Source organism: Rossellomorea oryzaecorticis (genome assembly GCF_045897515.1).
Classification (GTDB): Bacteria; Bacillota; Bacilli; order Bacillales; family Bacillaceae_B; genus Rossellomorea; species Rossellomorea enclensis.
Genome location: NZ_JBJOSA010000006.1, coordinates 83619 through 96654, shown reverse-complemented (window position 1 = coordinate 96654; position 13036 = coordinate 83619). Strand labels below are relative to the sequence as shown.

The following is a 13036-nucleotide window of genomic DNA, read 5'->3' as shown; positions in this document are numbered from 1 at the left end:
CTGCTCCTTTCTCGGTACATTTCTACGTAGAAAAAAAGAGCCAACGACTGCTGGCTCTTTTTTAATACTATTCTGCTTTCAGACCGGAAATGAATTCAGCCAGTTTATCCAGCTCTTCATCCGTTCCTTTGAATAAACCTGCCGGCATGCCGGGCGGTTTACCGTTTTTGGCGATGTCTTTGATTTCATCCGGTGATAACCCGGTGCCAACCAAAGAAGGTGCCGCAGCCCCTCCTGTCATGTTCTCTCCATGACAAGTGATACAGCTGTTTTTCTCATCTGAGAAGATTTTGTAACCTTCGGATTCTTTATCGATCTCAGCTTCTGCCACAATCTTACCTTGTTCTTTTGCTGCTTCCCAGTCATGGGTAGCGACAGATTCCCAAGTCAGGAAATACGTAGCGGCAAGAGCCAATAACATAAATCCGGTAGCAAATGGACGCTTCACAGGACGGCGTTCAGGTCCTCTGTCAATGAATGGTGCAAGAAGAAGCGCACCAAAAGCAATACCAGGAATTACGAACGCTCCGATTACGTTATAAGGTCCGGATGCATACGTATATTTAAGTAATTGGTATAAGAATAAGAAATACCAGTCAGGTAATGGAATATACCCAGTATCAGTCGGATCGGCAATACGTTCCAGCGGTGACGGATGCGCGATCGTCAAGCATAGGTAACCGATCAGGAAAACTGCCCCTACAAGCCATTCTTTAAGTAAGAAGTTCGGCCAGAAAGCTTCTGTTTTCCCAGGGAACTCCGAATAATCTTTAGGAATATTCGGTTTCTTGTTTACAGGTACACGAGAATCACCTACAAACTTCATCCCTTTTCCTCGATGCATAGTGTCCCCCTCCTTTAAATAGGTTTTTCAGGTTTTTTATTCAATCGAATCTTATAGCGGTCCAGAAATACCTTGCTTACGGATCATCAGGAAGTGGGCTCCCATCAATCCAAGTAGAGCAGCAGGCAGGAAGAAAACGTGAATGGCGAAGAAACGAGTCAATGTCTGTGCACCGACAATATGAGCATCTCCAGCCAGGAGCATTTTCACCTGATCTCCGATAAACGGTGTTGCACCGGCTATCTCAAGACCTACCTTTGTCGCAAATAGCGCTTTCATATCCCACGGTAATAAATAACCCGTGAAACCAAGGCCCAGCATGACAAAGAAGATAAGTACTCCAACAACCCAGTTTAATTCACGAGGTTTCTTGTATGCACCTTGGAAGAATACTCGCAGTGTATGTAAGAACATCATTACGATTACCAAGCTTGCTCCCCAGTGGTGCATCCCGCGGACAATTTGTCCGAAGGCTACTTCATTTTGCAGATAATATACAGATTCCCAAGCGTTTTTGATATCAGGTACATAGTACATTGTCAGGAACATACCTGAAAGGATTTGAATCACGGTTACGAAGAATGTCAGACCGCCAAAACAGTAAACAAACGCAGAAAAATGGTGCGCAGGGTTTACGTGTTCGGGAACTTCGTGATCCGCGATATCCCGCCACAAAGGCGTAATGTCCAAACGCTCGTCAACCCAGTCATAGATTTTGTTCAGCACAGATTACGCCCCCTTACTTAACATATTTATTTGGTTCAGGTTGTCCAAGGTATAAAATACCGTCTTTTTCTTTTGTCGGATATGTATCCAACGGTGCTGTCGGCGGTGTACCGGGAATATTCTTACCATTCTTTTCATACATCCCGCCATGGCAAGGGCAATAGAACTTTTCTGGATTATTCTTGTCTCCACCCCAGTTGACCGTACATCCAAGATGCTTACATACCGGTGAAAGAGCAACAATTTTCCCTTCCTTGTTCTTATAGACCCAAGCAGTCTGAGTTACTTCTGATGTGTACCACGCATCTTTCTGTTCATAAGAATAATCGACACGAACAGGCTCATTTGTTAATTCTGAAACTTTTTGTTTCGTCGCTATGAAGTCTCCGGCTGCTTCTGTCTTCAGTACTGGATCGACAGCGAATCGAACCATCGGCATTAGCATTCCGGCAGCCATGAAACCGCCTACACCCGTAAGTGTATAGTTAAGGAATTGACGTCTAGATACACGTTGCTTGCTCATCCTTTTCCCCCCTCTATCGCGTAAGGTAAGTCCATCGGACATATTTCGCACAAATATAAAACTAGGACATAACTATGATATATTAAACTTATTACAAGGTCAATAACTCAATAAACTAAAAGATGGATACAATGTGAAGTTTTTATGAATTTTTTTGCCATTTTTGTACAATTATGTTCAGGAGTTGTTTCACCTGATCTTCCATGATCGAGTGCTTATACTGTTCGTCCAGATGTTCGAGCGGAATGGACGGAACCCATATCAATTGGTCATTTAACTGCTGCTCTGATTTTTTCCAACTGCTGTCTGAAGTGAGGAAGAAAACATGTTTCACCCCGCTGTCTTTCAGGCGGCTCCCCCATTCCTGCAGCTCACCTGTCTTTTCTTCGGTCCTGCCCATCAGATAAGTGAATGCCGGAGTCATGATCATGCGCCCTTTGAACTGCCTTTCCAAGTGAAACGTCAAAAGCGAAATAAATTCAGTCTGTGCAGCCGACGTTTTTATTTCCGGTGAAAAATCAATCGGGACAACAGGAATCACAGCGGTATCTATGTATTCTTTCTCAGTTTCAAAGACTTCAATATCTTTTACATTCCAATTCATCAAATTCCCTCACTTTTTCTTTTCTTTCATACCTCCCATCATATCATTTTGTGTGCCTTCAATAAAAGGAAAATTCTCTTATTCTGTAGTATGTACAATATTATGGCAGGTATGACCCCAAATCGAGTAGGAGGGGGTGACTAACCCCCGACCTCTCACACCACCGTACATACCGTTCGGTATACGGCGGTTCAATTAAGTTTGACGTAGAAATTCATATCTTTGATATAGACTTTTGAGCCCTCGATTTCTCCAGTAAGAGTTATCGAGGGTTTTGTGTAAGATTGGACTTGAGGCAATTCTCCAAAATTTCTTTCTGGAATTTCCCCATTCGTATGCCTTATGGTCTGGAACGCCAAGACTTTTGAGTTTTCTTACTCTTGTCTTCGGGTTCTTCCATTGTTTCCATTCAATCATACGGAGTCTTCTTCTAATCCACTCATCAAATCCTTTGAATTTACTTGGTGTATCAGCTAATGCAAAATATCCACACCATCCCGTTAGAAATTGATTCAATTTCTCAATTCTAACTTCCATGGGGATTGGTTTAGAACGAGATGTTAACTTTCGTATTTTAGCTTTTAGCCTCTTAACACTTTCGTTGGCTATTCGAACCTTCGGTTTCTTATTAACCGTAAAGCTAAAGCCAAGGAACTTTCGTTTCCACGGGCGGTCAACCGCTGATTTCCCTCTGTTTACTTTGAGTTTTAATTTCTGCTCAATGAAGCATGTAATGGAGTTCATCACTCGTTCTCCAGCTTTCTTCGATTTCATGTAAATATTACAATCATCGGCGTAGCGGACAAACTTGTGACCTCTCCTTTCTAGCTCTTTATCAAGCTTATCCAAAAGGATATTCGAAAGAAGAGGGCTCAGGGGACCTCCTTGTGGTGTTCCTTCTTCTGCATCGTAGACTACACCATTTATCATGATTCCTGCTTGGAGATATTTTCGAATTAGCTTCAAGACCAATCGGTCTTGGATTCTGCTTGCCAATATCCCCATCAACTTGTCATGATTCACTTTGTCAAAGAACTTCTCCAAGTCCATGTCAATCACCCATCTATAACCTTCACTTATATATCCCCTTGCTTTACGAACAGCGTCATGGCCTCTTCGGCTTGGCCTAAACCCATAACTATGTTCCGAGAAGGTTGGGTCAAAAAGCGGAGTTAAAACTTGGGCGATTGCCTGTTGGATGAAACGATCTATCACGGTAGGTATTCCAAGTAACCTTACTCCACCGTTCGGTTTCGGGATTTCGACTCGACGTACTGGGTTAGGTTGATAGGTACCTTTCCTTAAAGAATCACAAAGGGTGTCCCAGTTCTCATAAAGATGTCTTCGTAGGGATTTTACGGACATTCCATCTATGCCGTGACTTCCTTTGTTCTTTTCCACACGTTTAAGTGCTTCTATTAAGTTTTCCCGTGATAGAATCAGATTCATTAACATGTGATATTTCCTTTCGACGTGAACGTAGAAATCTAATTATGTTATTCCTGCTCCACCCTCATGAAGTCCCCTGTGGATTCACCACTTCCTCCTTCAAGTAAGTCCTTTCGGATTGTCTGCTTCTACACAGGAATTGTATGCCTAGTTCTCGTTCTTCCTAATTGTTCAGTCCTTCCCTTACCGTCTCGAGCCGGTAAGGTACTATGACCTCTGCTGACTTCTGATTGTTCAGCTATCTATTGCTAGATAGGTTACCAAGTGTACTTGGCTTTCCAATCAGACCTCCCCGGGTAAGAGTACAGTCTTTCCCTCCATCTATCTGCTTCATTTACTCTGTACCACCTTCGGCAGTAAGGACTTTGTTTTGTTCTGCAAACTCATCCAATGGTACCTAGCCTTATATGAAGTTCGTGTTCCTCAGACCGGAGGTTTGCCGCTCGCTTCCTTCAGATTCCGCGTCACCGCGGACACCCTTGCGTTAAGCTAACCACTACTACTGCCTTCATGGCTCGGGACTTACACCCTATAGACTGCACCCATGCCGGGCGCACAGAAAAAAAGAATGAGGGAAACCCTCATTCTTTTTTCACGAGATTATTCAATTCTGCCGTTAATGCAGTGAACCTTTCTTTATCTCCGCTGTCCAATGCGGAATCGATCGCTTGAAGCAGCCTGTTTTTCTGAAATGAATGGAGACTATCTTCCAGGAATTGTTCTGCCAGCAGCCGGTCTTTTTCATTGATAAGCAGATACTTAGGCATAAAAGGATTTTCTTCCAATACAGCTGCAAACTGATAACTGGAATTCGCTTTACTGAAATTCAATTGAATATAAATATCTTCATCTTTATTCAATCGGATATCATGAAATGATTTTTCAGCATCTGTCGTCATGATATTTTCCTTATAGAATCGGAAAGGTACATCCTCCACACAATGTGTCGACATGACCAGGCCTCTGGGACAATATTGCGACTCTTCTACAAAGTGAACCTTTTTCATTAATTGATCGTGGCTCATCAAATAATTCAATATCCAGACGCATTCTCTTCTTTTCAATTGATAACGATTTAAAAACCAGCGGATAAATTCTTTCTTCTCGTTGACAGAAACAGGGGTGGTCATTGGTTTCCCTCCTCTGCGAAATCCAGATTAAAATTAAGGTCCGTGTACCATATTAATTTCTTTTAAAGTCTGAATGAATGCACTTTCCGACAGCTTAACCGTGTGTCCCACATGCTGATTATCATTCTTGCAGTCTTTCGATGAGATCCTGCCATTCGTCATTGGAAGGATCCATATCCAGCAGCCTGTTATAAATTTCGAGTGCTTCCTTCCTGAGACCTTCCTCCATCAGGAATTGTCCGTATTCGATCAGGAAGTCTTCGTGATTCTTAAAATAAGTATATGCAGCCCGGTATTGTTTTAATGCATCATTATATTGTTCAAGCCCTTCATATGCCTTCGCAAGATCCCAAGCCAGCTGTGGTTCTTCCTCACCCTCGGCGGCCAGCATCGCGGCAATTTCCAGCACATCATCGAAGCGGTCCTGGGTGAAGAATAACTTATTAATAAGCAGCGCCGCCTCCAGATATCCCGGGTCGAGCGCCAGTGAGTTCCTGAGGTATGCTTCTGCTTGTTCATCCAACCCAAGCTTAAGGGATATTTTTCCCCCGAACAAACTCAATTCTTTATTAAACTCGTCCTGCTTGATTCCTTCCCTTATCGTCTCCAGGCTTTTATCGAGCTCTTCCTCATGCTCATAAGCCTTTGCAAGGAGTAAATATACCGAGTGATAATCAGGATCCAGCTCCTTGACGGAGACAAGCTTTTCGATGGCTGTTTCATAGTATCCGGCCTGGTATGCAGTAAAAGCGAAACCGAAAAGCGTATTGATTTCCAAATGCTCTTCTATGGCTTTTTCATAATGGCCCAGGGCTTCTTCAAAGGAGCCCCCCACACTGTAAGCTTCAGCGAGCCGCTGGTGAATATAAGTTCCGCCAATTTCGGTGATGCCTTTATCAACAAGCTGGGTGTAGTATCTGATCGCTTCCAAGAACCTGCCTGTTTCCGCATATAATTCACCTAACCCAAATAGAATGACAGGTTCATCGGGCAGCAGGCCTTTGGCTTGAAGGAGCTTCTGTTCACTTACTTCGAATAAACCCTGCATCTGATACAAATCAGCCATCAGTAGCAATGCACGGGGATACGAACTGTCATCTTCTTCTATATGTGAAAGAAGCTCTATCGCCTCTTCCTCCTTGTCCATTTCGACCAGGACTTCCGCAAGTTCTATGATCAGTTCGCCCTCATCCGGATAATATAAGAGTAAATTTTCATAAAGCTCCTTTGCTTCATTCAAAAACCCCAAGTGATGGAGCTCTTCAGCCAAGCTGAATTTTTCTTCATGACTTCCAAACTTCAGTGTTTCGTTAAAGTGTTTTTTTGCTTCATCTAAATTACCTTCTTCCAAAGAAGTCAACATTTTTTCACTATGAGACATATTTATTTCCTTTCTATCGAGCTATGTTAGTACATTCAGGTCGTTACCTGGTCCTGTCAGGTGAAGAAACCCGGTGTTTGGATCTTAAGCTCTTTACCTGCACCAGGATGAAAGTAGGTTCGGCCGTTTAAAAAATGGTACTTCCCTCTATTCATTGTACATTTTAAAACGTGACTTTCATAATGAAACAAACTATCGTCAGGTGACTGGTCCATTTCTTTTTTCATATAGAGGTTATAACTTATTTCTCCACCAGGGAGAAAATTTCCTCTATGTGGATACATGCCAATTTTTTTCAATTGTGATATAGACATCGGGACTTTCTGCTTCATTTCATCAGAAAAATGAGGGATATTCTCGGAACTCATCGTTTTTTGCCACATTCTAAGATGCTTCATCTTTTGCTTTTTGTCCAGATTTGTCGTAAAAAAGGGGACAAAAGTAATACGATAATCATAGAGCAATCCTTTAACCCATCCCCATTTGATTGATCGGAATGCTTCCATGTCATCCACTTCCACCCATATGACAGGTACCCGGTTACGTTTACATAAACGGATTACTTCAGGTGTGATCAAATGTGCGGGAGCAGAAAGTCCGATGGTATAATCAAGCGGGCTGCTTAAAAGGGACGTTTTGCGCTCCTCCAGTTTCCCCAGAAATTCAAATTCGTAGGAAATGGTAAAGGATGTAAGGATCGTTGCACAGCCTTTTGAGATAAAGTGGTCCAAAAAATATGTTTTGAATGAGGAAAAATCAAGGTCAACAGGGAGGTTTGTGTCACATATCACATGAGACGGTGTCATTATGAAAGGTGAGATATTCAATCGTATGTGACTGTAATAAGAAAATTTTTCACGAATCGCGGCTATCTTGTCATCTTCCACCAGGAAAGATACTCTGCGGCTCGATTCATCAGTGGCATACAGGGCATCTTCAATGATATACTTACTCATCTTTCCACCTTCCTTTATAGACAAGCTATGTATAAAGGAGAAGGGAAATGACTCATTGACATAATTTTAAGGAAGAAGAACAAGTCTTCTTCCTTAAACAAGATTAATCAGTTAACTTCCCGAGGTGATCAAAGAAGTCCGGATAAGATATGTTGATTGCTTCCGAATTTCCCAGAAATACAGGGGATTCAGTAATTAATGAGGCTACCGCCAGCGTCATCCCAATCCGGTGGTCCCCCCATGAATCAACTTCTGCACCTTGGAGGGATTTCTTCCCTTTGATGATCATCCCGTCCTCCGTAGCTTCTATATCCGCACCAAGCTTCTTAAGCTCATTCACGACGGCGTCGATTCTGTTTGTTTCTTTCACCTTGAGTTCTTCTGCGTCTTTGATGATAGTTGTACCCTGTGCCTGGGTTGCCAAGAGGGCAATGACCGGGATTTCATCTATCAGGGCGGGTATCAGTTCACCGCCGATTTCTGTACCCTGGAGTTCCGAGAATTCGACCAGGATATCCCCGATTCTTTCACCCGCTCCAGTTTTTTCAGTTATATCCATTTTCGCGCCCATTCTTTGCATCACCTCGATGATGCCGGTTCTGGTCTCATTCAGGCCTGTATTCTTTAACATTACCCGGCTGCCGGGTACAATCGCAGCGGCTGTCATAAAGAACGCAGCACTGGAAATGTCACCAGGCACGTATACACTTGTCCCTTTCAACTGCTGTCCGCCCCGCAATTTGATGGTATCGCCTTCCCTGTCTATTTCACCACCGAATTCGATGATCATTTTCTCAGTGTGATCCCTTGTTCTCTCGGGTTCGATGACCTCTGTCACACCCTCTGCCTGAAGCCCTGCCAGCAGGATGGCGGACTTCACCTGCGCACTTGCCACGGGCAGAGTGTATCGGATTGCTTTCAAGCTGCCTCCCCGGATTGATAATGGGGTGAAATTCCCTTCCTCACGCCCATCGATCTTTGTCCCAAAAAGCTTCAGCGGGTCCGTAACCCTTTTCATGGGCCGTTTCGCAATTGATTCATCGCCGAGCATGACAGAATGAAACGGCCTGCCTGCGAGCAGACCCATCATCAGCCTGGTCGTGGTCCCTGAATTACCCGTGTCAAGTACTTCAGATGGCTCGGTTAATGAGTCCCAGCCCTTCCCTTCCACGAGTACTTCGTCACCCTGTATATCAATTTTCACGCCCAGCCTCTTGAAGCATGCGATTGTGCTTAAGCAATCTTCCCCCATTAAAAAATTATGGATCCTCGTTTCACCTTCTGCAACAGAACCGAACATGACAGCCCGATGGGAAATGGATTTATCCCCAGGTACTTGCAGTTCGCCATTTAGACCGTGTGATGGTTTTGTTAATTTACGTGTGTCCATGGTTTTCCTCCTTAATCGATGGCTGTTTTCTAAAAGATTGTTGCTTTTCGTAAATAGGCTTATAACCTTATTGCAGCTTGTGGACGTACTCTTTTCGAACTCAACCTTCAACAAGAGACGGACGGACAACTCGAAAATACCAAAGTTCCGGTATTTTCTTGGTTGTGAAGCAACAAAGTATACGAAAAGAGCCTAATCGATAAACAATTCGTATGCTGTTTTTTCTTTAAGACAAAACACTGCTCTTTCCCTGTCTTCTATGGTTTGGAAGCTGATAACCAAAACTCCGTATACATCCTCCCTGGTTTCCAGGATACGGATATTTGTCAAACTGATTTTTTCCTCTGCTAAATAGGCCGTCACTTCAGAAATGACCCCCGGGTAATCCGGGACGTCTATATACAAATCATAAAAGGCCGGTATGGCTCCTTTGGCCAGGACCGGAAGCTCGTCCCGGAAAACCTTCGCCTCATAAAAATATCGATATAATACTTCCGCATCCTTTTCTTTGACCATATGGATGACTTCTTCCATTTCTATTTTCCACTTTTCCAGGATGTCCATCAAGACCTGACTATTCTGCATGGTGATGTCTTTCCACATCACCGGGCTGGAAGAAGCGATTCTGGTAATATCCCTGAAACCGCCTGCAGCAAGCCTTCTTAAATATGGGTGTTCCTGTGAAGAATCCTTCGCCTGGTGCACAAGTGAAGCGGCGATGATATGTGGAAAGTGGCTGATCATCCCTGTAAGTTCATCGTGCTCTTTCGGAGGGACGATAAGGAATTTTGCACGTGTGCCGCCCAGCCACTTCTCAAGCGATTGAATCTCATGGTCTTCTGTATTCTCAGAAGGGGTAAACATATAGAAGGCATTCTCAAACAGAATTTTCTTAGCTGCACTCACGCCGCTTTTATGGGATCCCGCCATCGGGTGACCTCCAATGAAGGGAATCCCCTTTTCACTCAGCGGGCGTGCTGCTTTCATGATTTGTCCCTTTGTACTTCCCGTATCGGTAATGATGACACCCTGTTTCAGATTCGTATTATGTAAGACTTTCATTATCTTTTCCGTTTGGGTCACCGGTGTCGAGATGATGATAAGATCCGCTTTCTCAGCAGCCTGCTCAAAGGTCTGCGCCATTTCATCAATGACACCGAGTGTTTTTGCAAGTCGCAATTCTTTTTGATTCACATCGTATCCAATGATCGTTGCATGGGGATGCTCTTCCTTTATGCACAGGGCAAGCGAGCCGCCGATAAGTCCCATTCCTACAATTAATACATTGCCTTCCATTCCCATTCTCTCCCTTTATCCTGACTGAAAACGTTGGAAAAAAAGCCGGACAGGTCAATCGTGCTGACCCTCCGGCTGGAGTCCATTCAATTATCAGGATTGTTTTATAACCGCAAGAAACTCTTTCATCAATGAGATTAATTCTTCGTTTTGTTCACGGGAGCCGACTGTAATCCGCACTGATTGAGGATAGCCCAATGCACCGCCGGACCGGACAATGTAACCTTTGCTCATCAAGTATTGAAATACTTCATCGCCGCTCAGTCCGAAATCAATCAGGATAAAATTCGCCTGGGATTTCATATATTTCAGTCCGGTGCTTTCACAAAACTCATAAAATTGCTGGAGTCCTTCACGGTTCTTTTCTCTGCATTGCTCGATGAAAGCCTGGTCTTCCATGGCCTCCGCCGCCGCCCCCTGACCAAGGGAGTTGTTATTGAATGGCTCCCTGACCGGTTCCAATTTCCCTATGACGTCTCTGCTTCCAACTCCATAGCCGACCCTGAATCCTGCCAGCCCGTATGCTTTTGAAAAGGTCCGGGTTACAACCAATTGAGGATAAGATTCAATGAGGCTGATTGAATCATAATAATCCCCAGCAGTGACATATTCATAGTATGCTTCATCCAAAACGACCAGGACGTCTGAGGGAACCTGGTCAAGGAAATGCAGAAGTTCTTCTTTACGGATATACTCACCGGTAGGATTATTCGGCGAACACAACCAGACGACAGCAGTAGTCCCGTCAATGCTGTCCAGCATCTTGGAGAGCTGATGCCTGCCTTCTTCGTCCAGAGGGACTTCCCTTACCTCTGCTCCTTCGACAATGGCATTATGTTTATACTGCGGAAATGTAGGTGCAGCCATCACGGTGCTTTTCGAAGGGTCCAAGAGAGCCCTGGATATGATTTGAATCACTTCATCGGAACCATTCCCGAAGATGAGCTGCCCGGGCTCCACCGATAAATGGCCGGCGACTTTCATGCGTAACCGCTTTGCGTAACCATCAGGATAGATGGCGTGTGAAGATGCATAATCATAGATGAAATTCTGTATTTGAGGAGAACAGCCGTAAGGATTCTCATTCGATGCGAGCTTTACCACTTTCTCAAGACTGTATTGCTCTTTGACGTCTTCCATCGTTTTCCCGGGCTGATATGCTTTGAGATTGTGTAACTGTGATTTCCATTGCATATACAAAACTTCCTTTCAATCCGTGAGTCAATTGACTATTAATTATTATTCCATTCTTTATTCACTCAAGTCCGGCCTTAACGAAACGGCCTTCTTCAAATATATGTGCTTAATATCTTTTTGGGGGCATCCCGTATTATAGTGGATCATCAGCCGGATACAGCGTTCCAGTCCTCCCGGCACATCCAACTCCTGCATACACATCACGGGTACATATTTCCAGTCGTCAAATTCCCTTAACGCTTTGGCAGGAAATGCTCTTGTAATATCTGCAGTGGCCGAAATGAAAACGGATGCCACCTTGTCGGGATCAATCCTGTTACTTGCGATCATTTCACCCAGCAGCTCGTGAGTTGAAAGGAGAATTTCCTTTTCGCTATTCTCTTCAACGGTTGTTGCTCCCCGGATTCCCCTCATCATCATTCTCACTCTCCCTTTTATCCTTTTCTACTGCCCATTTATATAAGCCGCGGATAAAAGTATCTGCAGCGATCAGGCCTTCTTCAGGAACAGTCACAAGAACCGGCTCACCAATTTCCTTTAACAGTACAAAAACCGGCATGCCGTCTTTTGATTTTTTATCGTTCTTCATCTTATTCAAAAGTTGTGTGAATGTAATATGATCTGGGACCGTCAAATCATATCCGATCGATATGATCCAATTGACGAATTCCTTCAGATCGAAGGACAAGCTGCAATATTTTCCACTTAGGTACAAAGCATAAATCATCCCGATCATGACCGATTCCCCATGTGTCCGATTTCCATATCCGCTGGCGCTTTCCACAGCGTGTCCATACGTATGTCCGAAATTCAGGAATGCCCTGATCCCATGTTCTCTTTCGTCTTGAGAAACAATTTCCGCCTTTACTTTGATCCCTCTGAGAAGACATTGCAGTATATACTCTTCCCGCAGCTCGCTCACCGATGTGAAATTTGAATAAAGTTCCCTCAGGAAATCTGCATCTGACAAGAAAGCGTGTTTGATCACTTCCGCATAACCCGACCGCACCTCTTCGGCAGGCAGGCTCTTGAGATAATCCAAGTCAAAGAATACACCATCAGGCTGATAAAACTGACCGACCATATTTTTTCCCAATGGATGATTGATTGCCACTTTCCCGCCAACCGCACTATCATGAGCCAGTATCGTTGTAGGTACAGAGATAAACGGGATGCCCCTCATGAAAGTGGAGGCTGTGAATCCTGCAAAATCACCAATCGCACCGCCTCCAAACGCAATGACGAGAGCATTCCTGTCCACATGATTCCGGAGACCGTGTGAAATGGCTTCTTCGTATACTTTGAAGCTTTTAGCCTGTTCGCCGGATGGTGCCTCAAAGACAGTCACCGGAAATACCCGCTCCAGCTCATTGGCAAATTGTTTTCCATAAAGAGAATGGACTTCAATGTCCGCAATGATCCAAATGGTTGAAACACCAGGGTAGTTGGAGGAAATAAAATCGATGATATTCTGTGTCATCGTATTTCCAAGAAAAACATCATATGACTTGGAAGGAGTTTTCACTGTTATTCTTTCCAT

Annotated in this window: 13 protein-coding genes; all 13 read right to left on the bottom strand. The window is 44.0% G+C overall.

Features of this window, described 5'->3' with window-relative positions; all coding sequences use genetic code 11:
• Nucleotides 1–67 precede the first annotated feature (67 nt).
• Nucleotides 68–844 (bottom strand): menaquinol-cytochrome c reductase cytochrome b/c subunit, encoded by a 777-nt coding sequence (locus ACKA06_RS09355; protein ID WP_032087897.1) that lies wholly within the window; start codon nucleotides 842–844, stop codon nucleotides 68–70.
• A gap of 51 nt (nucleotides 845–895) precedes the next feature.
• Nucleotides 896–1570, bottom strand: coding sequence for a menaquinol-cytochrome c reductase cytochrome b subunit (gene qcrB, locus ACKA06_RS09350; protein ID WP_032087896.1), 675 nt, complete (start codon nucleotides 1568–1570; stop codon nucleotides 896–898).
• Between the two features lie 13 nt (nucleotides 1571–1583).
• Nucleotides 1584–2093: a QcrA and Rieske domain-containing protein gene (locus ACKA06_RS09345; protein ID WP_032087895.1), complete on the bottom strand. Its 510-nt coding sequence runs from the start codon at nucleotides 2091–2093 to the stop codon at nucleotides 1584–1586.
• Between the two features lie 142 nt (nucleotides 2094–2235).
• Nucleotides 2236–2697: a YpiF family protein gene (locus tag ACKA06_RS09340; protein WP_197671251.1), complete on the bottom strand. Its 462-nt coding sequence runs from the start codon at nucleotides 2695–2697 to the stop codon at nucleotides 2236–2238.
• A gap of 195 nt (nucleotides 2698–2892) precedes the next feature.
• On the bottom strand, nucleotides 2893–4152 hold the full coding sequence (gene ltrA, locus ACKA06_RS09335) for a group II intron reverse transcriptase/maturase (protein WP_032087113.1): 1260 nt from the start codon (nucleotides 4150–4152) through the stop codon (nucleotides 2893–2895).
• Nucleotides 4153–4727: 575 nt separating this feature from the next.
• Nucleotides 4728–5276, bottom strand: coding sequence for a ReoY family proteolytic degradation factor (locus ACKA06_RS09330; RefSeq protein ID WP_032087893.1), 549 nt, complete (start codon nucleotides 5274–5276; stop codon nucleotides 4728–4730).
• A gap of 121 nt (nucleotides 5277–5397) precedes the next feature.
• Complete coding sequence (locus ACKA06_RS09325; protein WP_411159478.1) at nucleotides 5398–6657, bottom strand: tetratricopeptide repeat protein; 1260 nt, start codon at nucleotides 6655–6657, stop codon at nucleotides 5398–5400.
• Between the two features lie 56 nt (nucleotides 6658–6713).
• Complete coding sequence (locus ACKA06_RS09320; protein ID WP_411159477.1) at nucleotides 6714–7613, bottom strand: hypothetical protein; 900 nt, start codon at nucleotides 7611–7613, stop codon at nucleotides 6714–6716.
• 103 nt (nucleotides 7614–7716) lie between these two features.
• Complete coding sequence (gene aroA / locus ACKA06_RS09315) at nucleotides 7717–9003, bottom strand: 3-phosphoshikimate 1-carboxyvinyltransferase (RefSeq protein ID WP_411159476.1); 1287 nt, start codon at nucleotides 9001–9003, stop codon at nucleotides 7717–7719.
• A 192-nt stretch (nucleotides 9004–9195) separates the two neighbouring features.
• The gene (locus tag ACKA06_RS09310) at nucleotides 9196–10299 is read right to left on the bottom strand and encodes a prephenate dehydrogenase (RefSeq protein ID WP_411159475.1); all 1104 of its coding nucleotides are present in this window, start codon (nucleotides 10297–10299) and stop codon (nucleotides 9196–9198) included.
• 93 nt (nucleotides 10300–10392) lie between these two features.
• Nucleotides 10393–11493, bottom strand: coding sequence for a histidinol-phosphate transaminase (gene hisC / locus ACKA06_RS09305; protein WP_032087888.1), 1101 nt, complete (start codon nucleotides 11491–11493; stop codon nucleotides 10393–10395).
• Between the two features lie 57 nt (nucleotides 11494–11550).
• Nucleotides 11551–11916 carry a chorismate mutase gene (gene aroH / locus ACKA06_RS09300; RefSeq protein ID WP_032087887.1) on the bottom strand — a complete coding sequence of 122 codons (366 nt, stop codon included), beginning with the start codon at nucleotides 11914–11916 and terminating at the stop codon, nucleotides 11551–11553.
• Nucleotides 11879–13036, bottom strand: a complete 1158-nt coding sequence (gene aroB, locus ACKA06_RS09295) for a 3-dehydroquinate synthase (RefSeq protein ID WP_411159474.1) — start codon at nucleotides 13034–13036, stop codon at nucleotides 11879–11881. Before aroB ends, aroH begins: the two co-directional genes overlap by 38 nt.